The 23666-nt window shown below is 73.9% G+C and carries 8 protein-coding genes; 3 read left to right on the top strand and 5 right to left on the bottom strand.

What is annotated here, in order from left to right; translation table 11 throughout:
• Positions 1-5 precede the first annotated feature (5 nt).
• Entirely contained in the window at positions 6-953 is a 948-nt protein-coding gene (locus tag Mam01_RS17345) for a ketoacyl-ACP synthase III family protein (protein ID WP_204286356.1), read from the bottom strand.
• A 213-nt stretch (positions 954-1166) separates the two neighbouring features.
• Between Mam01_RS17345 and Mam01_RS17340 the strand changes: the two genes are divergently transcribed.
• On the top strand, positions 1167-2954 hold the full coding sequence (locus tag Mam01_RS17340) for a condensation domain-containing protein (protein ID WP_204286355.1): 1788 nt from the start codon (positions 1167-1169) through the stop codon (positions 2952-2954).
• Complete coding sequence (locus Mam01_RS17335; protein WP_204286354.1) at positions 2951-15988, top strand: type I polyketide synthase; 13038 nt, start codon at positions 2951-2953, stop codon at positions 15986-15988. Before Mam01_RS17340 ends, Mam01_RS17335 begins: the two co-directional genes overlap by 4 nt.
• A gap of 71 nt (positions 15989-16059) precedes the next feature.
• Here Mam01_RS17335 and Mam01_RS17330 read toward each other — a convergent pair whose 3' ends face one another.
• Positions 16060-17007, bottom strand: a complete 948-nt coding sequence (locus tag Mam01_RS17330; RefSeq protein WP_204286353.1) for a helix-turn-helix domain-containing protein — start codon at positions 17005-17007, stop codon at positions 16060-16062.
• A gap of 724 nt (positions 17008-17731) precedes the next feature.
• Between Mam01_RS17330 and Mam01_RS17325 the strand changes: the two genes are divergently transcribed.
• Positions 17732-20653, top strand: coding sequence for a helix-turn-helix transcriptional regulator (locus Mam01_RS17325; RefSeq protein ID WP_204286352.1), 2922 nt, complete (start codon positions 17732-17734; stop codon positions 20651-20653).
• 3 nt (positions 20654-20656) lie between these two features.
• Here Mam01_RS17325 and narI read toward each other — a convergent pair whose 3' ends face one another.
• Genes narI through narH form a run of 3 tightly spaced genes read right to left on the bottom strand, consistent with a single transcriptional unit; the run spans position 20657 to position 23666 of the window.
• Entirely contained in the window at positions 20657-21391 is a 735-nt protein-coding gene (gene narI, locus Mam01_RS17320; protein ID WP_204286351.1) for a respiratory nitrate reductase subunit gamma, read from the bottom strand.
• A complete protein-coding gene (gene narJ / locus Mam01_RS17315) occupies positions 21388-22017 on the bottom strand; it encodes a nitrate reductase molybdenum cofactor assembly chaperone (RefSeq protein ID WP_239101386.1) in 630 nt (209 codons plus the stop codon). The genes narI and narJ overlap by 4 nt, the downstream gene beginning before the upstream one ends.
• Positions 22014-23666 (bottom strand): nitrate reductase subunit beta, encoded by a 1653-nt coding sequence (narH, locus tag Mam01_RS17310; RefSeq protein WP_204286350.1) that lies wholly within the window; start codon positions 23664-23666, stop codon positions 22014-22016. Before narH ends, narJ begins: the two co-directional genes overlap by 4 nt.

Below are 23666 nucleotides of genomic sequence, written 5' to 3'. Positions count from 1 at the left end.
TGCCCCTATCCGCCGATCACCATCGCGGCGTACGTCGCGCCCAGGCCGACGGCGGCGAGCAGGTAGACGCCGTCGTCGCGCAGCCGGCCCTCGTCACGCATGCTGGCGAGATTGATGAATGGGTCCGATCCGAAACAGTGGCCGAGCCGGGGAACGTTGTCGAGATAAATTCGCTCGACCCCGAAACCCAGTTCCCGGATTACGCTCCGCCACGACGAGTTGTTCACGTTGTGCGGCACGATCATCGTTATCTCCTCCGGCCGCAGACCCGCCTCGTGAACGGCCTGGCGGAGAATCCCGACAACGGTCGGCGTGTAGGAGGTGAAGAAATCCGCGAGCACGTCGGGCTGCGGCCGGTAAAGCTGCGCGAACTCACCGCGCGTCCGCACCGCGTACGAGCGGATGCGCCGGCCCGCGCCGCCGACGCCGACCAGGCAGGCGGCCGACCCCTCCCCCATCAGCGTCGTGTTGGCGATCACCGAGAAGATCCGCGAGGTCGGTTTCTCACCGGTCACGACGAGGGCGCGCGCCTCCGTGTCGCCGTCCGCCGACAGAAGCTGTACGGCGACGTCGACGGCGGCGAGCCCGCTCGCGCAGTTCTGCTGGGTGACCGCGAACGCCTCGGCCTTGGGCAGGTCGAGCCTGCGGCAGAGCTCCTGGGCGGTGCTGACGTGCGCGGGAGCGACGTCCGGGGCGGTGTGCGCGTAGATCAGGTAGCGGATGCGATCCCGGTCGGCCGCGGTGGGGACGAGCGCCCGGGCCGGCGTGCTCAGCAGGTCGAGCAGGTCGAGGTCGGGGTCCATGGGCAGCCGTGCCAGGCCGTGGACACGCTGGAACAGCCGGAGCTGGTGCCGGTTGATCCCCATCCGGTCGGCCACCTCCTCGATGGCGACCGACCGGCGCGGTACGAAACCCTGCACCGCCTCAATGGCCGGGACGGGGGCGGTGGGCATGACACGTGCCTCCAGATGCGTGCATCGGATTCAAACGAGGCACACGCTAGGCCGAGCCGTCCCCGATGGATATTGGGGTTTTCCCTACCATCGCCCGCCGGCCCGGTGGCGCGAGAGATGTGGAGATTTCCCCAATAGGCCGCCGGCCGCCGGGTGAATACCCTCCGTGTGAAATTCATTGATCCCCCGAGCGCTGAGTGTTCAGGAGGCGGCATGGGTGGCCTGGTATTCACCGAACGCATTCACGTGAAATTCGCCGGGGGACGCGCGGTGGAGGCGCCGCTGACGCTCGGGCAGATCAACACCCTCGAATGGCTCGGCGACGACACCCGGGCGGGGCTCTACCGGATGATGGAGTGGGCGGTGACGGTGCCGGACGGCACCACCCTCCGCGACGTGACCGACACCCTCGCGGTGCTGGTCGAGCGCCACGAGTCGCTGCGGACCTCCTTCGTCACCGGCGACGAGCGGCGCCAGGTCGTGTCGGGCTCCGGTCAGGTGGCCGTCGACGTGTACGAGACCGACGCCGCCGCCGGCTCGCCCGTCGCCCACGAGGAGGTCACCGACCTCATCGCGGCGCTCCAGGCCGCGCCCGTGGACGACGTGGCGGACTCGCTCTTCCGGGCGGCCGTCGCCATGCACGACGGCGCCATCCGGGTGGTGCTCATCGCGTGCAGCCACCTGGCGGTCGACTGCGAGAGCCTCGCTGTGGTCGTCCGACAGTTCACGCATCTGATCGACAACCCGGACGAGCGCCACGCCGGGCCCCTCACGCACCAGCCCGCCGACCAGGCGGCCGTCGAGCACTCCGCCCGCGGCCGGCGCCGCGCCGAGGCGTCGCTCCGCTACTGGCGGCAGCTCACGTCACGGATGCCGCAGAGCCTGTGCGCGATGCCTCGGCCGACCGGCGGCGACGAGCGCGAGCTCCACCACGACTACGTGGTGCCGGCCTCCGGCGGCGAGGGGCAGCCGCTCGGCTGCTGGCTCGACTCCCCGGCGCTGCGGCTCGCCCTGCCGCACATCGCGGCGCGTACGCAGACCACGCTGCCCATGGTCCTGTCGGCCGCGTTCTGCGCGGTGCTCTCCTGGCGCACCGGCGTCTCCGACCTGGTCTTCGCCTCGCTGGCGAACAACCGGATCGGCAGGGAGATGCACGACTACGTCGGCACCCTGGCGCAGGACAGCCTGCTCGCCGTCGACGCCGGGACCACCAGCTTCGACGAGTTGGTCCGGCGGACCGGCGGCGCGACGCTCCGGGCCGCCATGCACGGGCTGTACGAGGTCAGGCTGCTCCAGGAACTCCAGGAGGAGATCGGCGACCGCCGGGGCACGCTGTTCCAGCGGGACTGCGCGTCCAACATCAACATCTTCTTCGACGGCGAGGTGCGGCCGGCCGGGCCGCCGGAGGCGGCACAGGAGGCGCTCTCCCGGACCGCTCTGCGCTGGCACATCCCGCCGTACTTCCGGGTGCTGCTTCTGATGCGGGTCATCGACTCCGACGGCGAACCGCTGCTCGGCCTGACCACCGGCCACGCCGACCTGATCCCCGCGGCCGAGATCGAGTCGCTGCTGCTCGGGATCGACCGGCTGCTCGCCGCGGCCGCCACCGGCGACGTCGATCTCCGCCGGATGACCGAGATCACCGGGCTGACGCCGGTCGTCCGCGGCCCGGAGTGGCTGCGGGTGGACAACTGCTGGATCGAACTGCCGGAGGTGCAGGCGGTGGTCGACGAAGCCGTGCAGGCGCCGGCCCGGGTGTTCGCCGAGCGGGGCGACGACGGCCGGCCGGTCCTGACCGCCTACGTCGCCTCGGGCGGCCCGGTCCGTACGCCCCGGGAGGCCCACCGCGCCTGCCTGGGCCTGCTGAACGGCCGCTACTCCGCGATGGCGCCCGGCCGGTACGTGATCTGTGCCCGCGCTCCCGAAGACACCGGCGACCCGGCCGCCTGGCGCCGCCAGCCCGTGCTCGCCGAGGGCGACGGCCGGGAGGCGCAGCGATGAGCCACGCCGAGCCGATCGCCGTACTCGGCCTGGCCTGCAGGCTTCCGCAGGCGCCCGACCCGGACGGATTCTGGCGGCTGCTGCGGACGGGCACGGACGCGATCACCGATCCGCCGCCCGGACGGCCGGAGACCGGGCCGGGGCACCGGCCCGGCGGGTTCCTCGACCGGATCGACGAGTTCGACGCCGAGTTCTTCGGGATCTCGCCGAACGAGGCCGCCGTCATGGACCCCCAGCAGCGGCTCATGCTGGAGCTCGCCTGGGAGGCGCTGGAGAACGCCCGGATCGCGCCGACCTCGATCAGGGACCGTCACGTCGGCGTGTTCGTCGGCACAATGTCCGGCGACTACGGCACGGTGCTCCACCGCAACGGGCCGCAGGGGATCACCCGGCACACCCTGACCGGCTCCAACCGCGGCGTCATCGCCAACCGGATCTCCTATCACCTCGGCCTGCGCGGCCCGAGCTTCGCCGTGGACAGCGGCCAGTCGTCGTCGCTGCTGGCCGTGCACCTCGCCTGCGAGAGCCTCCAGAACGGGGAGGCGGAGCTGGCCGTCGTGGGCGGGGTCAACCTGAACATCGTGCCCGAGAGCACCGTCGGCGCGGAGCGGTTCGGCGGGCTGTCGCCCGACCACCGCTGCTTCACCTTCGACGCCCGCGCCAACGGATACGTCCGCGGCGAGGGCGCCGCGGCCGTCGTGCTCAAACCGCTGCGCCGCGCCCAGGCCGACGGGGACCGGATCCACTGCGTGATCCTCGGCAGCGCCGTCAACAACGACGGAAACACCGGCATGCTCACCGTTCCGAGCCGCGCGGCGCAGGAGCGGGTGATCGAGCTGGCGACGCGCCGCGCGGGCGTCGGCCGGGACGAGGTCCAGTACGTCGAGCTGCACGGCACCGGCACCCGGGTCGGCGACCCGATCGAGGCGGCCTCGCTCGGCGCGTCCCTGGGCGCGGGACGGCCGGACGGCGACCGGCTCGCTGTCGGCTCCGCCAAGACCAACGTGGGACACCTGGAAGGTGCGGCGGGAATCGTGGGCCTGCTCAAGGTGGCCCTCAGCCTCGCCCATCGAGAGCTCCCGCCCAGCCTGAACTTCGTCACGCCCAACCCGGAGATCCCGCTGGACCGGCTGGGCCTGCGGGTCCAGACCGAGCTGTCCCCCTGGCCGAGGCCCGACCGGCCGCTGGTGGCGGGCGTCTCCTCCTTCGGCGTCGGCGGCACCAACTGTCACGTCGTACTCGGCGAACCCCCAGCCATGCGCCCGGCAGAGAGCCCAGCGATGCGCCTGGCAGAACCCTCGGCCGTGCGTGCAGAAGAGTCCTCGGCCGTTCGCCCGGCGGAACCCCCGGCGATGCGCCCGGCGGAGCTCCCGGTGGCGCGGGCCGCCGCCACCGGTGACCTGCTGCTGCCGTGGGTGCTGTCCGCGAAGACCGGTCAGGCCCTGCGAGCCCAGGCCGGACGCCTCCGCGAGTTCGCCGAGGCCGACCCCCGGCCGGGGACGGCGGACGTGGCGCGCTCGCTCGCCGTGACGCGGGCCTCCCTGCGGGAGCGCGCCGTCGTCCTGGCCGCCGATCGCTCGGAGTTCCTGACGGGTCTCGCGGCGGCGGAACAGGGCGACCTCGCCGGCAACCTCCTGCGCGGCGGCGCCGACGACGAGGGCACGGTGGTCCTCGTGTACCCGGGGACACCCGAGGACGTCCCCGGCCACCTCGCCGCGGCGGCCGGGCTGCTGGACTCGGCCACCCCTCCCGGGCGGACGTTCCGCCGCCACCTGGAGACGTGCGCGACCGAGATCGAGCGGTGCACCGGCTGGTCACCGCTCGACATCTTGCGCGGCGCACCCGGAGCGCCCGCCTCCGACGCTCCGGAGGTCGCCCGGCCCGTGTCCTGGGCCGTCGCGGTGGCGTTCGCCGCGACCTTGCGGTCCTTCGGCGTAAGGCCCGGCGCGGTCGTCGGCCACCTCGACGGTGAGATCGCCGCCGCCTGCGCGGCCGGTCTCCTGACCCTCGCCGAAGGCGCCGACCTGATCACCCGCACCGGCGCCGCACGTCTCCATCCGGCCGGCCCGTCCGACGTGCCCGAACCGCCGGTGCCGGACGCGGACGTGCCCGCCTCGACAGCGCCGGACGCCGTCGGGATCCCCTGCCTCTCTACACGTACGGGCGGCAGGCTCGACCGGGCCGCCGTCGACGTCGCTGATGCCGCCACCCTTGGCGCCGCGCCTGCCGGCGCTTCTGACCGGCTCGGTTCTCTCGTCGACGCCCTGGCTCACGAGGGCCACCGGGTCTTCGTCGAGTTCGCGACGAGACCCGTACTCACCGGCGCGAAAGACACCGTCCTTGCTGCCGGGCCGGACCATTTCGGGGTGCTGCGTTCGATGGCCCTGGCTTACGTGCATGGGGCCGATGTCGACTGGGCTGCCGTGATCGGGGACGAGGCGGCTCTGGTCGACCTGCCGACCTACGCCTTCCAGCGCACGTCGCACTGGATCGCCCCGATCGCCGCCGGGGGGTCGGAGCCGGCCCCCACCCCCGCTCCGGTCCATTCCCTCGCAGTGGCCGTGACGTCGGACGACGACGCCGCGTGGCGGCGCGGGACGGCCGGGGTGCCGGAGGCGGAACGGCGTCTGGCGGCGGTCACGCTGGTGCGCGAGCAGGTCGCCGACCTCCTCGGCCACGCCACCCCGGATGCCGTCGGCATGCGGCAGACGTTCGGCGACCTCGGCTTCGACTCCGTCACCGGCGTCGAGCTGAGCCGGCGCTTGAGCGTCGTGACCGGGCTGCGGCTGCCCGAGACGCTGGTCTACGACCATCCGACGCCGGTCGCCGTCGCCGAGCACCTGATCGCCGAGGCGTTCGGCCAGGAGGGCGAATCGGCGAGCGACCCGGTGACCACCGCGACGACCGCTGCGACAGCCGACGACGACGCCGGGGCCGATGATCCGATCGCCGTGGTGGCGATGGCCTGCCGGTACCCCGGCGGCGTACGGTCGCCCGAGGACCTGTGGCGGCTGGTGGAGTCCGACGTCTGCGCGGTGTCCGACGTACCCGCCGATCGCGGCTGGGAGGTCCCCGCCGTCGGCGGCTTCCTGGCCGACGCGGCGGGCTTCGACGCCGACTTCTTCGGCATCTCGCCGCGCGAGGCGCTGGCCATGGACCCGCAGCAACGGCTGATGCTCGAAGTCACCTGGGAGGCCCTGGAACGGGCCGGGATCCCCGCCGCGACGCTCGCGGGCGGCGACACCGGCGTCTACGTCGGCGCGATCCCGCAGGAGTACGGCCCGCGCGGGCACGAGGGACCCGACGAGCTCAAGGGCTACCTCATGACCGGCGGCACGGGCAGCGTCATCTCCGGCCGGATCGCCTACACCCTCGGCCTCGGCGGCCCCGCCGTAACCGTCGACACCGCCTGCTCGTCGTCGCTGGTCGCCGTGCACATGGCCTGCCAGGCGCTGCGGCTCCGCGAGTGCGGCCTGGCCCTGGCCGGCGGCGTGACCGTGATGGCCTCTCCCACGATGTACACCGAGTTCGGACGGCAGCGCGGCCTCGCCGCCGACGGCCTGTGCAAGCCGTTCGCCGCCGCGGCGGACGGCACGAGCTGGGGCGAGGGCGCGGCGCTGCTGGTGCTCGAACGGCTGTCCGACGCGCGGCGCAACGGCCACCCCGTCCTGGCGCTGGTCCGCGGCAGCGCGGTCAACCAGGACGGCGCCAGCAACGGGCTGACCGCGCCCAGCGGCTCCGCGCAGCGGCGGGTGATCCGGGCCGCCATGGCCGCCGCCGGGCTCGGGCCCGCGGACGTGGACGCCGTCGAGGCGCACGGCACCGGCACCTCGCTCGGCGACCCGATCGAGGCCGAGGCGCTGCTGGCCACCTACGGCCGGGAGCGGCCCGCCGACCGTCCGTTGCTGCTCGGCTCGGTGAAGTCGAACATCGGTCACTCCCAGGCCGCCGCCGGCGCCGCCGGGCTCATCAAGATGGTCATGGCCATGGGCGCGGGCGTCCTGCCGAGAACCCTGCACGTCGACCGGCCCACCCCCCGGGTGGACTGGTCCTCCGGCGCCGTACGCCTCCTGACCGAGGCGACCGGCTGGCCGGACGCCGGCCGTCCGCGCCGTGCGGCGGTGTCGTCCTTCGGCATCAGCGGCACCAACGCGCACCTCATCCTGGAGCAGGCCCCGGCCGCCGACTCGCCGGAGGCCTCCCACGCGGACGACGGATCACCCACACAGTGGCTGATCTCGGCCAAGACCGAGCCGGCCCTGCGGGCGCAGGCGCAGCGGCTGAGGGACTACGTCGCCGCCCGCCCCGGCCTCGACGCGAACACCGTCGCGGCGGCCCTCGCGGCGGGCCGTACGGTGTTCGAGCACCGGGCCGTGATCACGGCGGCGAGCCGGCCGGCTCTGCTGTCCGGCCTCGGCGCGGTCGCCGCCGGCGAGGCCGCGCCCGGCGTGCTGCGTGCGACGGGCGGGGCCGGGAGGACCGCCTTCCTGTTCGCGGGGCAGGGCAGCCAGCGACCCGGCATGGGCCGTGAGCTGTACGAGGCGTCCGAGGTCTTCGCGGCCGCGCTCGACGAGGCCTGTGCGCATCTCGACCCCCACCTGGAACGGCCGCTGCGCGACGTCATGTGGGCGCCCGCCGGGTCGCCCGAGGCGGAGCTGCTCGGCCAGACCGGCTACACCCAGCCCGCGCTGTTCGCCCTGGAGACCGCGTTGTACGCGCTGGCACGGGAGCGCGGCATCACGCCGGACTATCTCATCGGCCACTCGATCGGCGAGCTCACCGCCGCGCACGTCGCGGGCGTACTGTCGATGGCCGACGCCGCGACGCTGGTCACCGCCCGGGGGCGGCTGATGCAGGAACTGCCGCGGGGCGGCGCGATGGTGTCGATCCGCGCCGCCGAGGACGCCGTACGCCCGCTGCTCAGCGGGCACGAGGAGAGCGTCGGCGTGGCGGCCGTGAACGGCCCGGCCGCGGTCGTCGTCTCCGGCGACACCGACGCCGTGCTCGACGTCGCGCGGCGCTGCGAGGAGCTGGGCTGGGCGACCCGGCGGCTGAACGTCAGCCACGCCTTCCACTCACCGCACATGGACGGCATGCTCGGCGACCTCCTCGACGTTGCCGCCGCCCTGACCTTCCGGCCGCCCGCGATCCCCGTCGTGTCGAACCTCACCGGCCGGATCGCCACCCCGGAGGAGCTGTGCTCGCCCGCGTACTGGGTGCGGCACGCGCGTGAGGGGGTGCGTTTCCTCGACGGCGTCCACCGGCTCGCCGAACAGGGCGTCACCACCTATCTGGAGCTGAGCCCCGACGCCGTGCTCGCGCCGCTCGCCCGGACCACCCTCGCGGCACTGTCGCCCAAGCCCGACCCGGCACCGGAGTTCATGCCGGTCCTGCAGCGCGGGCGTCCGGAGGCCGAGACCGCCGACCGGGCCGTCGCCTGGGCACGTGCTCGCGGCGCGGGCGTGCCCACGCACTCGGGTCACACCGGTTGGGCGGCCGCCTGCGCCGGGCTGCCCACGTACCCCTTCCAGCACCGGCGCTACTGGCTGACCGCCACTCCCGGCCCGGACGCATCCGGATCGCGGCCGTCCACGGAGGCCCCCATGGAGACGCGCTTCTGGGCCGCCGTACGCAGCGGGGACATCGGCGCGGTCGCCGACACGCTCGGGGTCACCTGTGCGGACGAGCGGTCGTCACTGGGCGCGGTCGTCCCGATCCTGTCCGGCTGGCACCGGCGGCACCGCGAACGGGCGGCCGCCGACGGACGGCGCTACCGCGTCGCCTGGCGGCCGATCCCCGTGACGGCGGCTCCCGCCCCGCGCGGCGTGTGGCTCCTGGTGGTCCCGGCCGGGTACGCGGAGCACGAATGGGTGACCGCCTGCGCGAGCGCCCTCACCGACGGCGGCGCCGACGTCCGTACGATCACCGAGGTGGGCGGCGACGCCGGCCGGGACGTGCTCGCGTCGCGGCTGCGCGCCGCACTGGGTGACGTAACCGCGGGCGACGGAACCGCGGGTCACGGCGCAGCGGGTCACGGCGCAGCGGGTCACGGCGCAGCGGGTCACGGCGCAGCGGGTCACCAAGCTGGGAGTGCGAGCTCTGCGGGGGTGGGCGGCGTGGTGTCGCTGCTGGCGCTCGACGACCGCCCGGACCCGCGCCACACCGAGATCTCGCGTGGCCTGTCGGCGACGCTGACGCTGGTGCAGGCCCTCGGCGACGCCGCGCTCGACGCGCCGCTGTGGTTGCTGACCCGCGGAGCCGTCGGCACCGGCTCCACGGACCCGGTCGAGAGCCCGGCGCAGGAGCAGATATGGGCGCTCGGCCGCTCCGTCGCCCTGGAACGCCCGCGCTCGTGGGGTGGGCTCATCGACCTCCCGGCCGACACCCGGTCCGCGCCTCTCCTGCGTACGGCCCTGAACGGGCCGGGCGACGAGGAGGAGATCGCGATCCGCGCCGCCGGGCTGTTCGGGCGCCGGCTGGTGACGGCGCCGCGGCCGGCGTCCGCCGGCGAAGCGTGGCGCCCGCGCGGGACGGTCCTGATCACCGGCGGCACCGGTGGTCTGGGCGCCCACGTCGCCCGATGGCTGGCCGCGGGCGGCGCGGAGCACCTGGTGCTCGTCAGCCGCCGGGGCAGGGCCACGCCCGGCGCCGAGGCCCTCGAAGCGGAGCTCACCTCGCTCGGGGCCGCCGTCACCGTCGCCTCCTGCGACGTGTCCGACCGCGCTGCGCTGGCCGGCCTGATCGACGCTGTGACCGCCGAGCACGGCCCCATCCGGTCGGTGTTCCACACGGCGGGGGTCGGGCGGCGCGTGCCGATCGAGGACCTCACCGCGGGCGATCTCGCGGAGGCGTGCTCGAAGGCCGCCGGCGCCGCCAACCTCGACGATCTGTTCGGCGAGACCGCCCTGGACGCGTTCGTGCTGTTCTCCTCGATCGCGGGCGTCGGCCTGTGGGCCACCACCGGCCAGGCCGCGTACGCGGCGGCCAACGCCTTCCTCGACGCCCTGGCCGAGCGGCGCCGGGCCGGTGGCCGCACCGCGACCTCCCTCGCCTGGGGTCTGTGGGCCGGGCCGGGGATGGGCGCGGACGCCGCGTTCGCCCGCCACCTGCACCGGCACGGCGTCGAGGCGCTGCCGCCCGAGCAGGCCATGGCCGCGCTGCAGTACGCGCTGGACGACGACGAGACCTGTGTGACCATCGCCGACATCGCCTGGGAGCGGTTCGTGCCGCCGTTCACGGCGGCACGTCGCCGTCCGCTGCTCGACGACCTGCCGGCGGCGCGAGAGGCGCGGGAGGCGCTGACGGCACCGGTGGACGCCCCCGGCCGAACCTCCGGAGCGTCCGGCCAGGGGCTGCGGCAGGAGCTCGCCGCCCTGCCGGCCGCCAGGCGGCGGCCCCGGGTCCTGGACGTGGTGCTGGGGGTCACGGCGGCGATCGTCGGCGAGTCCGCGGAGGCGGTCGACCCGCGAAGGCCGTTCCGCGACCTCGGATTCGACTCCCTGATGACCGTCGAACTGCCGGAACGGCTCACCGCCGCCACGGGCCTGGCGCTCCCCGCCACCCTGGCGTACGACCACCCGACGCCGGTCGCCGTCACCGACCTCCTGTTCGCCCAGCTCACCGGCGCTCCCGAGCGCGTCGTGGCCCCGGCCGCCACCGCCGCGCCCGCGCCGGTGGACCCGGACGCGGACCCCATCGCCATCGTCGCGATGGCCTGCCGCTATCCGGGGGGCGTGCGCTCCCCCGAGGACCTGTGGGACCTGCTGATGTCCGGCGCCGACGCGCTGTCGGAGTTCCCCACCGACCGGGGCTGGGATCTGGACCGGCTGTACGACCCGGACGGCGAACGGCCCGGCACGTCGTACACGAACCTCGGCGGCTTCCTCGACGACGCCGGGGAGTTCGACCCCGTCTTCTTCGACATCAGCCCGCGCGAGGCCGTCGCGATGGACCCGCAGCAGCGGCTGTTGCTCACGCTCGCCTGGGAGGTCATGGAGCGCGCCGGGATCGACCCCGCCGCCCTGCGGGAGAGCGACACCGGTGTCTTCGTCGGAGCGTCGTCGCACCAGTACGGCGGCGACGGCACGCACGTTCCCGAGGACGTCGCCGGTCACCTGCTGACCGGCACCGCGGCGAGCGTGAACTCCGGGCGCATCGCGTACGGCCTCGGCCTGCGGGGACCGGCCCTGACGGTGGACACCGCCTGCTCGTCGTCGCTGGTCGCGGTCCACCTCGCCGGCCAGGCGCTCCGCTCCGGGGAGTGCGGCATGGCGCTGGTCGGCGCCGCCACGGTGATGGCCACCCCGACCGTGTTCACCGAGTTCAGCAGGCAGCGCGGGCTGGCCCCCGACGGCCGGTGCAAGCCGTTCGCCGCCGCCGCCGACGGCACGGCCTGGAGCGAGGGCGCCGCGATGCTCCTGCTCGAACGGCTCTCCGACGCGACCCGCAACGGCCACCGGGTCCTCGGCCTCCTGCGCGGCAGCGCCGTCAACCAGGACGGCGCGAGCAACGGGCTGACCGCGCCCAACGGCCCGGCGCAGGAACAGGTCATCGCGCAGGCGCTCGCCGCCGCGGGGCTCGGCCCGGCCGAGGTGGACGTCGTGGAGGCGCACGGCACCGGCACCGCGCTCGGCGACCCCATCGAGGCCGGGGCGCTGCTCGCCGCGTACGGCCAGGACCGGGACGCACGGCCGCCGCTGCTGCTGGGATCGGTCAAGGCCAACATCGGGCACACCCAGGCGGCGGCCGGAATGGCCGGGATCATCAAACTGGTCATGGCGATGCGGCACGGCCTCCTGCCGAAGACGCCGCACGTCGACCGGCCCACCCCGCACGTCGACTGGTCCTCGGGCGCGGTTCGCCTGGTGACCGAACCGACCGCCTGGCCCGGCACGGGCAGGCCGCGCCGCGGAGGCGTCTCGTCGTTCGGCATCAGCGGCACCAACGCCCACGTCGTCATCGAGCAGCCCGCACCCCAGGAGACACCGGACCCCGCGGACGGAGATCCGCCGTCCCAGATGCCCGGGGCGCGTACGGAGACACCGGCGCTCGTCCCAGCACGCGTGGAGACATCGGCGCCGGAGCTCTTCTCAGTGCGGACCGAGACGCCGGCATTGGAGTCCTTCTCGGTGCGCACGGAGACGCCGACGCAGGAGGTCTCTTCGGTCCGAGCGGAGACGCGCTTGCCCGTCTCGGTGCGGACGGAGACGGCATCGCCGGCGCCCTGGCTCGTCTCCGCTCGCACGGAGACGGCGTTGCGGGCGCAGGCGGCCCGGCTCCGCGACTTCGCCCGGCGTCACCCGGAACTCCCCCTCGACGACGTCGCTCACGCGCTCGTCACGACCCGGCACGCGTTCGAGCACCGGGCCGCCGTCACGGGCCGGACCCACGCCGAGTTCGCCGAGGCACTGGACCGGCTCGCCCGAGGCGAGGACCCTCCCGCCGTCGTCCCCGGCAGCACCACCAGCGTGGTGCAGGGCGTCGCGAAGGCGGCACGGACCGCGTTCCTCTACCCCGAGGGCACCGGGCTGGTCAGCACCGCGTTCGTCCGCAATGCGCTCTCCAGCACCGTGCAGACCAGCACCACGCCGAACGGCAGCACGCCGAACGGCACCACGTTGAATGGCACCGGGCAGATCGACGGCGGGCAGATCGGTGCCGTGCTCGGGTTGTACGAGGCGTTCCCGGTGTTCGCCGCGGAGTTCGACGCCGTCTGCGGCGTGCTGGACGCCCATCTGGACACCCCCCTGCGGGACGTGCTCCGCGCCGCCCAAGGCGCCCTCGGGGACGGCCGCTCCGCCCACGCGTGCGCGGCCCGGTTCGCGGCCGACGTCGCGGTCACCCGGCTGCTCGAATACTTCGGGGTCACGCCCGAATATGTTCTCGGTGCCGGGAGCGGCGAGCCGGCCGCCGCGTACGTCGCCGGCGCTCTCTCCCTCACCGACGCCGCGGCCCTGGCCGTGGCCCTGGGCCGGCTCGCGGAACGGGACGGCGAGCGGGCCGACGAGGACGCGGCGCTGCGCGAGGTCCGTGCCGTCGTCGGGCGCACCCGGTTCAGTGAGCCCGCCATTCCGATCGTCCACGGCCCGACCGGGCGGTTCGTGACCGCCGACGCTCTGGCCGACCCCGGGCACTGGACCCGCCAGGCCACCACCGGAACATGGGAGGGCACTCGGCTGCTCGTCGAGAGCGGGGCGGGGCGTGTCCTCGTGCTCGGTTCCGACACACCCGGCACGCTCACCGAGGACGACCCGGCAGCATCCGACCAGCCGAACGCAGCGCATCGGCCGGACGGGCCGATCGCGGTCGTGCGGCCCGGCCACCACACGGCGCGGGGCCTGATCGCCGCGCTGGCCGAGGCTCACTGTCAGGGCCAGGCCGTCGTGTGGCGGAACGTCCTCCCCGCCGGGCGCGGCACGCCCGTCGATCTTCCGACATACGCCTTCGACCAGCGGCGGTTCTGGCTGCCGGCGGCCGGCCGGAGCCACGCCTCCGGTGTCTCGCGGGCCGCGGAGCGCCATCCGCTGGTCGACCAGGCGATCGAACTCGACGACGGCGGCATGCTGTTCACCGGCGGGCTGTCCGCGCGTACGCAACCGTGGCTCGCGGACCACGAGGTGCACGGCCGGGTCGTCGTGCCGGGCGTGACGTTCCTGGAACTCGCCGCGTGGACGGCCCGGCAGGTCGGGTGCGCGGAGGTCGTCGAGCTGACGCACAAGGCCCCCCTGATCGTGCCGCCCGACGGCAGGGTCGAACTGCAGCTGCGGGCCGGACCCGCCGGTCCGGCCGGGCGACGGGAGTTCTCGCTGCGGTGCAGGGGCGAGGCCGAGGCTCGCGGGCGTCCCTGGTCGCAACTGGCCACCGGCGTCCTCGGCCCGGCCCGGCCCGGCGGCGTCGCGTCGTCGCCGAGCGGGCCCGCGAGAACAGACCGGCCCGCCGGCGTCCCCGACGGCGCCATCCCGATCGAGGTCGGCGACTTCTACCGGCGGTTCAACGACCGGGGCCACTACGGATGGGGTCCGGTGTTCCAGAGCGTCCGCGCCGCCCACCGGCACGGCGACGACCTCTACGTCCAGCTTCGGCTGCCCGAGGACCGGCGCCTGCATCCCGGCCTGTTCGGCCCGCATCCCGCGCTGCTCGACGCGACGATGCACGGGCTCGGCCTGGACGGCGCGCCGGAGCGGCTCGTCGACCTGGTCGCCGGTCCCGGAGACGGCAGCGGAGCCGGCACCGGAGACGACACCGGGCGGCCACGCATCCCGTTCATCTGGAACGGGGTCGCCCTCTCCGCGCACGGCGCGCGTGAGCTCCTGATCCGGATCTCACCCGCCGGCCCGGGAGCGGTGTCGATCACCGGGTGGGACGAGACCGGCCACCCGGCGGTCGTCGTCGAGTCGCTGCATCTGCTGCCCATCGCGCCGGACCAGCTCGGGCGTGCGGCCGGCCGACGCGGGACGTTGTACCGCGTCGCCTGGCCCGTCGTCGAGCCGCCGTACGAGAAGCCGCGACCCGTCGTCACGGTGCCCGACGGCGATCTTTCCGCCGCGTGGGCCGCGGTCGCGACGGACGGGGCGCCGCCCGCCGCGGTGGTCGTGCCGCTGCCGTCGGACGACCGCACGCCCGCCGCTGCTCGCCGCGCGACCCGCCGCACGCTGGAACTCGCGCAGCGGTGGCTCTCCGACGACGCCCCCGCCGGCGTACGGCTGGTCTTTCTCACCCGGCACGCGGTGGCCGCCCTGCCAGGCGACCCGGTGGAGGACCTCGCCAACGCCGCGTCCTGGGGCCTGATCCGCTCGGCCCAGGCGGAGAATCCGGGCCGGTTCACGCTCGTCGACGTCGACCGGGCCCCCGCGTCCCAGGACGCGATCGCGGCGGCGGTGGCCACCGGCGCACCGCAGATCGCCATCCGCGACGGCATACTCCATCGGCCGGATCCGGTGCAGATCCCCCTGATCACGGGCCGGACCGGCCGGCGCATCGATCCCCACGGCACGGTGCTCGTCACCGGCGGCACCGGTGGCCTCGGCGCGCTGCTCGCCCGCCATCTCGTCACCGAGCACGGCGTACGCCACCTGATCCTGGCGAGCCGCCGGGGCGACGCCGCAGCCGGCGCCCACCGGCTCGTCGCCGATCTGGCCGGCCTCGGAGCGGAGGTCAGGGCCGTCGCCTGCGACGTCGCCGACCGCGACGCCGTGGAGGCGTTGCTCGCCGGGGTCCCGGTGAGTCACCCGCTCAGCGCGGTCGTCCACGCGGCGGGCGTGCTCGACGACGCCGTGATCACCGCCATGTCCGCGCGGCAGGTCGAGGACGTCATGCGGCCGAAGGCCGACGGCGCCTGGCACCTCCACGAGCTCACCCGCGGGCTCGACCTGGACGCCTTCGTGCTGTTCTCCTCCGTGGCGGGTGTGCTCGGCACCGCGGGCCAGGCGAACTACGCGGCGGCCAACAGCTTCCTCGACGCCCTCGCCCGTCACCGCCACTCGCTCGGGCTCCCCGCGATGTCGCTCGCCTGGGGGCTGTGGGAGTCCGACGGGATGGGCGGCCGCCTCGGTCACGCCGACCTGGAGCGGATGCGGCGCGCCGGGATCACTCCGCTGTCCGTCGAGGACGGGCTCGGGTTGTTCGACGACGCGCTCGCCCTGGCGGAGCCGCTGGTCGTGCCGGCCGATCTGGACCTCGCGGCGACGCGTACCGGGACCATGACCACGCCGGAGGCCGCGGCCGCGCCGGATGTCATGACAGCGCTGCCGCCGTCCGGTCTCTCACCGGACGAACGCGACGCGCTCCTGCTCGACCTCGTCGTCGGGCAGGTCGCCGAGGTCAGCGGTCACGCCGCGGACTGGATCGAGCCGAACGCCACCCTGTTCGAGCTCGGACTGGACTCGCTCATGATCGTGGAGTTGCGCAACCGCCTCGCGGCCACCAGCGGGCTGGCCCTGCCCGCCAGCATCGCCTTCGACCACCCGACACCCGCGGCGCTCGTCGACCACCTGCGGGACCGGCTGGCCGGAGACCGCGAACCGGCGGGCGCCTGATGGCACGACGGCGCCCGAGGTCACCAGCGCGTCCGACGCCGGGAGGACGTCCGATGCCGGGCGGACGGTCCTCAGGAGGTCGGGGCGTCCGCCCAGATGTCGGGCCCGGGCTCGGGCGCGGGATAGCGGAACCAGCCGCGTTCCGCCGCCCGCGCCCCGGCCTGGAACCGGCTGCGGGCGCCCAGGCGGTTCATCAGGTCGGCGGTGATCCGGCGGCAGGTCCTGGTGGAGATGCCGAGCTTGCGGGCGACCGCCTCGTCGGTGTGCCCCTCGCACAGGAACCTCAGCAACTCGCGCTCCTGGTCGGTGAGGCCGTCGCGGTCGCGAGTGCGGGACGCGCCGAAGTCCCGGCCGCGTTCCCACATCAGGTCGAACAGCGTGCGCATCGCCATGACCATGCCCTCGCCGCGGACCAGCACCGCGCCCAGCGCGACGTGCTCGGGATCGACCGGGACCATCGCCACCTCGCGGTCCACGATGATCATGCGGATCGGCAGCACCGGAAGGGTGCGCACCCGGCCGCCCAGCCACGTGAGCCGGCGGGCATGGCCCGACGTGACCGGATCCCGGTCGATGGTGTCGAGGAAGAGGGCGCGTACGGTCACCCCGCGCTCCAGCATCTGCTCGTCCAGCATCCGGCTCGCCGTGCTCTCGGCGGACGGCGTGCCGACCGGCATCAGGGACAGGAACTCGTAGCGGGCGTCGCGGGCGAGCTGCACCAGCCGCTCACGGATCGCGTCGATGTCCGCGAGGCGTTCGAGGACGTCTCCGGACGCGTGACGCGTGATCGCGTACTCTGCCTCCAGCACGGCGATCGCCGCCCGGCTCTCCGCGATCTGGTTCTGCCGGCGGACCAGCTCGGCCTCTTGGTGCTTGATGAGGGCTTCCAGGGCGATCCCCGGGCTCACCGGGCACAACACGCCCGGGTCCTCCCGGGACGGCCGGAGCAGCGAGAGCCGTCGCAGACGGTCCAGCGCGGCCCGGACGGCGCCCTCGCCCAGGCCCAGCCGAAGTGTCAAATCGGCGACCGTGCTGTCGGGATCCGCCAGAATCGTCAGGTAAACCGACTCGCTGGCATTATCCAGACCGAAACCCTGCAGCACACTGTTGCGGCAAGCCTGCGAATTCACATGCCACCTACCTCGTACACCGCATATCGCCGTACCGCGTCACTTGGCAGTTATGCGGCCCAGCACTCCCCGGCGGCCTGCCAGGCATCGTCATATTAAAGCCGGTCCGCCAACCCGTCCCGGCGGCGTCCGTTGCCATCTGGTTTGGCAACCGGTCCGCGCGGCGGCATGGCGCCCGGCCTCCGACGGGAAGTCGTCGTACGCTCACGCAGCGTGGGGAACGCCGGTGAAGCGGCGCCATTTCGGAAAGTGGTGACGACGGTTCGACCCGGATTTCTTCCGCCCGTAATTCGATTCCCGGGGATTGACACCGGATCCACCCGGCTCGGCGCGCCCGAGTCCACCTCGGTCGGCGCCCTGGTCCGCAGGCTCCGATGGTGGAAGCGCCCAGCATTTCGGCGCCGGGTGCCACCTGACAACATGCTGCCAGGACACGTGCTGCCAGGCGGGAGCCGCTGACAGAGAGCGACGAGCTTGCGAAAATCGTGGGAGCGCTCCCACGATATGCATCCACATATCGCATGCTGTTCTGATCCAATCCCGGATATCTATTGACGCGCATTCCGATCAGGCGCCGACAAAAGTGCGAGGCCATAGGGTGAAGGATTTTAGTGTGCCGCCGCGGCGCCATCCGGCCTTTGACGGCAGGCCGGCCATCGCGGCCCCGGCGCCGCACCGGCCGGTCAGCCCGCTTATCGGACGGGAGTCGCAACGCCTGGAGATCGAGGCCGCGGTCCAGGGCCTGTCGCAGGGCCGCCCGGCTTTCCTCGAAATCAGCGGAGACCCCGGAACGGGCAAGACCGCGTTGCTCGCCGAGGTGGTCCGCGTCGCGCGCGAGGCGGAAATCGCGGTGTTCACCGGCCGGCCGCAGCCGGTGGACGGCGACCTGGCGTTCGGCGCGATCGTCGACGCGCTGGACGGCCGGCTCTCCGTCGCCGGGGGCGAAGGGCTGCACCGGCTGCCGGCGGCGCAGCGGGACACGCTGGCGGCCGTCTTTCCCTCGCTGGCGGCGGACGCCTCCGCGCCGCCGCCGCCCGACGTCGCGGCGCCCTACCGCGTGGGACACGCCGTTCGCCTGCTGCTGGAGGACCTCGCCTCGTCCCGGCCGGTCGCCCTCGTCCTCGACGACCTGCACCAGGCCGACGCGGGCACCGTCGACGTGGTGTGCCGGCTGATGTGCACTCCGCCCCGCGCCCCGGTGCTCCTGGCCTTCGCACATCGGCACCGGCAGGTGTCCCCGCGGCTGCGCGCCGCCGCCGACACGGCGCGGGAGGTCGCCCGGCTGCGCCTGGAACCCCTGGCCGAACGTCACGCCGGGGTTCTGCTCGGTGAGGACCTCCCCGCGCGGGCGCGCGGGGAGCTGTATCGGGCGAGCGAGGGCAATCCCGGCTACCTCCGTGCCCTGGCGGACGTGCTGGAGCAGGGGCCGCCCGGCATCGACGAGGCCGACATCGCCCCGGTGCCGCCGTGGTTCGCCTCGGCGCTGGCCGCCGAGGTCGCCCGCCTCTCGCCCTTGGGAAGGCTGGTCGTCGCCGCGTGCGCGGTGCTCGGCGATCCGATCACCGTGCCGTCGGTGGCCGTGATCGCGGAGGTCGGCGAGCAGGACGCCTATTCGGCGATCGACGAGATCACCTCCCACGACCTCATCCGCCTCGTGGCGGGGACCGGGCGGTTCGGGTTCCGGCACTCACTGGTCCGGCGTGCCGTCTACCACAACGTGAGCCCCGGCTGGCGGCTCGGCGCCCACGCGCGGGCCGCCCAGTCGCCGGCCGGCGGCCGGGTGTCCGCCGTCGAGACGGCGCCGCATCTCACGCGGGTCGCCACGCCGGGCGATCACGCCGCGGTCGCGCTCCTCGCCGCGGCCGCCGACGAGGTCGAGGCCGCGCGGCCGCGGCAGGCGGCCCAGTGGCGGCGGGCGGCCCTCGAACTGCTGCCGTACGACGGGAACGGGCCGGACGGCGAGAACGCACAGGCCGGCACAAACGCACAGGCCGACGGGAACCAGCGGCCCGGCGAGAACGGGCAGGCAGGCGTTCGCACCGGCCTGCTGCTGGCGCTCGGCAGAGCCTGCGAGGCGGCGGGCCAGTTGCGGCAGGCCGGCGACGCCCTGGCCGAGGCCCTGCGGCTGATCCCGCACGGCGCGGGCGGCCGGCGCGCCGTCGTGGCCGCCGACCATGCCCGCCTTCTGCACGACCTGGGGCGGTCCGGCGAGGCGCGCGCCCTGGTGCGCACCGAGCTGGCGCACACCCGGGACGAGGCCGATCGCGCGGCCCTGTCGTTCGAACGGGCGTGGCTCGAAGTGTCGAGCGGGTCCCCCGGCGCGGCGCACGCCAACGCCACGCAGGCCGTCCGCATCGCCGATCGGCTCGGCCTGCGCCTGCTGGGCTGCGCGGCACGCGGGATGCTCGCCGTTTCGGCGGTCCTCGCCGGCACGCCGTCCGCGGGGACACTCGACGATCTCCCCCGAGCCGCCGCGGTCCTCGACGCGCTCCCCGACGAGGAACTAACGGCCCGTCCGGACGCGCCGCTCTGGATCGGGTGGGCCGCGCTCGTCCTCGAACGCCCGCACGACGCGATACGGCATCTCGATCGTGCCGTGGCCGCCGGCAGGTCGGCCGGCCGGCAGGCGGTCGTGAGCCACGCGCTGGTCGCACGCGTCGCGGCGCTGTGTGCCGCCGGACTGCTCACGGCGGCGAAAGACAGCGCCGACGAGGCCGTTCGCGCGGCCTGGTTGTCCGGCAGCGCCGCGCTCCGCTCCTCCGTGCTCGCTGCGCGCTGCCTGGTCACGGCCCGCATGGGCGACCGCGACGCCCTGCGACGCCACCTGGCCGAGTACGGCACGCCCGTGGTCCAGGGCTGGCCCTGGGCCCTCGCCGCCGGGATGGTCGCGGAGGCGAGACCGGCCGCGGGCGGCCCCGATGGCGGCGGGACCCCGATCGAGGCGAACGGCCTGACCCGGCCCGCGGCGGACGTGTGGTCGGACGCCGTACAGCCGGAGGCCGCACAATGGGAGGCCGCACAGCCGGAGCCCACTTGGTGGAAGGCCGTGATCCGGACGTCCCCCGCAGACCCGGCCATCGCCCGGGCGCAGAGCTCGGCCACGGGCACGGAATCGGGCACGCTCGCGGCCACGGCCACGGGCACAGGTATGGGCACAGGTACGGGCACAGGCACGGCCGCCGACCTGATGGCCGGCATGACCGCCGACCTGACCGTGCCGGTGATCGAATCAGCCGCCGAACCGCCGGGTGCCGCCAGACCGCGAAGCGCCTCTGATCTGCCCGCCGCCGGCTCGCGAAGCGCCGCTGGCCCGACCGTCGCCGAGCGGCCGGCCGCCGCCTCCCTCACCGCACGCGAACGGCAGATCGCCCGGCTGGTCAGTGAAGGGCTGAAGAACCGGGAGATCGCCGACCGGCTCTACGTGACGCAGAAGACCGTGGAGATGCACCTGTCGCGGATCTTCGCCAAACTCGGCGTGTCCAACCGTGTCGGCGTCGCGCGCACCCTCTACGCGACGCCCACGACCTCGCACTGACGGTCAGGGGCGGCCTGCGGGCTCCCAGCCCCGGCGGGGCGGGCGGGAGCCCGCTCGGTCGTCCCGGCTGCGGTACACGATGTACGGGCGGGTCAGATATCCGACGGGCGCGGTGAGCATGTGCACCAGCCGGGTGAACGGCCAGACGGCGAACAGGACCATCGCGCTGAGCGCGTGCAGCCTGAACAGGATCGGCGCGCCCGCCATCCAGTCCCCCTTCGGCTGGAGGTAGAAGACCGACCGGAACCAAGGAGAGATGGTGGTGCGGTAGTCGTAGCCGCCGCCGATGACGTTGGCGACGACCGTGGCGGCCAGTCCGAGCGCGATCGTCAGGGCGAGCAGGGCGTACATCAGCTTGTCGTTGCGGGTGGTGGCGGTGAAGACCGGGCCGACCGTGCGGCGGCGGTAGATCAGGATGGCCAGGCCCGCGACGGTGCAGAGGCCGGCGACCGTGCCGAGCACGACCGCGGCGAGATGGTAGGCGTGCTCGCCGACGCCCACGGCCTCGGTCCAGCTCTTGGGGATCACCAGGCCGCCGACGTGGCCGAGGAGCACGACCAGGATGCCGAAGTGGAACAGCGGGCTGCCGATCCGCAGCAGCCGGGACTCGTACATCTGGGAGGAGCGCGTCGTCCAGCCGAACTTGTCATAGCGGTAGCGCCAGACGTGGCCGAGAACGAAGATCGTCAGCGCCACGTAGGGGGCGACCGCCCACAGCGTCACGTCGAGGGCGTTCACCGTCGTCCTCCCAGGGATGGGGCGTTGGGGCCGTAGGGGTCCAGGCCGACCTCCTCGGCCGGCGGGCCCTCCTCGGCCAGCCTCAGCGCGGCCTGGCGCTCCCGCTCGGTGGGCGGGGGCAGCGTCGCCAGCACCGCCGCCACGACCTCGGCGTACGGCGACCCCTCCTCGCGCAGTGCGCGCAGAAGGGTCTCGATGCCCGCGCGATGTTCGCGCAGCAGCCGCACGGCCTGCTCGGTGGCGCCGCGGCCGGACAGCTCGCACACCACGCCCAGGTGGTCGGGCAGCTCTCCGGTGACGTCGAACCCCGCGGCCCGGTACGCCTGCTGGAAGCGCAGCAGGGCCATCCCGCGCCGCCGGGTGTCGCCGTAGGTGTAGTAGGTCAGATAAGGACAGCAGCGGCGCTTGAGATCGAAGGTCGCCACGTAGTGCTCGGCGAGGTCGGCCGGCGGGGTGGTGGCCACGTGGCCGAGGAAGGCGGCCAGCCGCCGGGCCGGCTCACCCGGCCCCAGCTCGGCCACCACCGCGTTCAGCAGCGGCAGCGCCTCGGCGAGCCGCTCGTCGGGATAGGACAGCAACACCGAGGCCGCCATGTGCACCCTCGCGTGCGCCGTGCGATCGGTCACGACTTGTCCTTCCGCTTGGGGAACAGCCCGTCGGGGGTGCCCTTGCCGTCCCAGTTGAGCAGGTTGACCCGGCCGCGCAACTCGTCCGCACGGTCCAGGTCGTCGGCGACCTGCCGTTCCCGCAGGGCGTGGAAGTTCTCCACGGCCACCGGGGCGGGCGGGCCGGACGCCTCGCCGAACGGCCCGCCCATGCCGGGACCGCCGTCGTAGTCGAGGCTGCAGCCGGTGGCGAGCTCCTCCAGCCGGGCGCCCTCTTCGGCGTGCGCCTTGGGGATGACGTACCGCTCGCCGTAGGGGGCGATGGCCAGCAGGCGGTACATCTCCTCGATCTGGTCGCCCTTGAGCCCCACGGCGGCGGGAATCGACTCGTCGCGTTCCCCGGCGAGGTTGATCCCCCGCATGTACGACCGCATCGCGGCCAGGCGGCGCAGCACCGCGCGTACGGGCTCCGGGTCGCCCGCGGAGAACAGCTCGGCCAGATAGCCGACGGGGATGCGCAGCGCGTCGATGGCGCCGAACAGGTTGCCCGCCCGCTCGCCGTCGTGGCCGGTCTCGCGCAGCACGTCGACCATGGGCGACAGGGGCGGGATGTACCAGACCATCGGCATGGTCCGGTACTCGGGATGCAGCGGCAGCGCCACGCCGTAGTCGAAGATCAGCTTGTGGATCGGGGAGTTCGCGGCCGCCTCCAGCCAGTCCTCGGGGATACCGGAGGCCCTGGCCGCGGCGATCACCTCGGGGTCGCGGGGATCGAGCATGACGCTCTTCTGCGCCTCGTACAGCGCCTTCTCGTCCGGCGTGGAGGCGGCCTCGGCGACGCGGTCGGCGTCGTAGAGGACGAGCCCGATGTAGCGGAGCCGTCCGACGCAGGTCTCCGAGCAGACGGTGGGGATGCCGACCTCGACCCTCGGATAGCAGAACGTGCACTTCTCGGCCTTGCCGGTGCGGTGGTTGAAGTACACCTTCTTGTACGGGCAGCCGGTGACGCACATCCGCCAGCCGCGGCAGCGGTCCTGGTCGACCAGCACGATGCCGTCCTCGGAGCGCTTGTACATGGCCCCGGAGGGGCAGGAGGCCACGCACGACGGGTTGAGGCAGTGCTCGCAGATGCGCGGCAGGTAGAACATGAAGGCCTGCTCGAACTCGAGCTTCACCTGGTCGGACAGCTTGCGCAGCACGGGGTCGGCGGGGGCCAGCTCGGGCGCGCCGGCGAGGTCGTCGTCCCAGTTGGCGCTCCACTTGATCTTCGTCGGTTCGCCGGTGATGAGTGAGCGGGGACGGGCGACGGGGGTGTCCTCGGTGACCGGCGCGGAGAACAGCCGGTCGTAGTCGTAGGTCCAGGGTTCGTAGTAGTCGCCGATGGAGGGCATGAGCGGGTTGGCGAAGATGGTCAGCAGCTTCTTGAGCCGTCCGCCGGCCCTGAGCCGGAGCCGCCCGCGCCGGTTGAGCTCCCAGCCGCCCTTCCACTTGTCCTGGTCCTGGTACGTGCGGGGGTAGCCCTGTCCGGGCCGGGTCTCGACGTTGTTGAACCAGACGTACTCGGTGCCGGCCCGGTTGGTCCACGCCTGTTTGCAGGTGACCGAGCAGGTGTGGCAGCCGATGCACTTGTCGAGGTTCATCACCATCGCGAGCTGGGCCATGACTCTCAT

Origin of the sequence: Microbispora amethystogenes (assembly GCF_016863015.1) — a bacterium.
Taxonomy (GTDB): Bacteria; Actinomycetota; Actinomycetes; order Streptosporangiales; family Streptosporangiaceae; genus Microbispora; species Microbispora amethystogenes.
Note: the sequence above shows the minus strand (reverse complement) of the source record. Positions and strands in the feature narration are given on the sequence as shown.

Coding starts and splice junctions, on each gene's coding strand:
- Mam01_RS17345 (WP_204286356.1), bottom strand. CDS start 953: ATGCCCACCGCCCCCGTCCCGGCCATTGAGGCGGTGCAGGGTTTCGTA.
- Mam01_RS17340 (WP_204286355.1), top strand. CDS start 1,167: ATGGGTGGCCTGGTATTCACCGAACGCATTCACGTGAAATTCGCCGGG.
- Mam01_RS17335 (WP_204286354.1), top strand. CDS start 2,951: ATGAGCCACGCCGAGCCGATCGCCGTACTCGGCCTGGCCTGCAGGCTT.
- narH (WP_204286350.1), bottom strand. CDS start 23,666: ATGAGAGTCATGGCCCAGCTCGCGATGGTGATGAACCTCGACAAGTGC.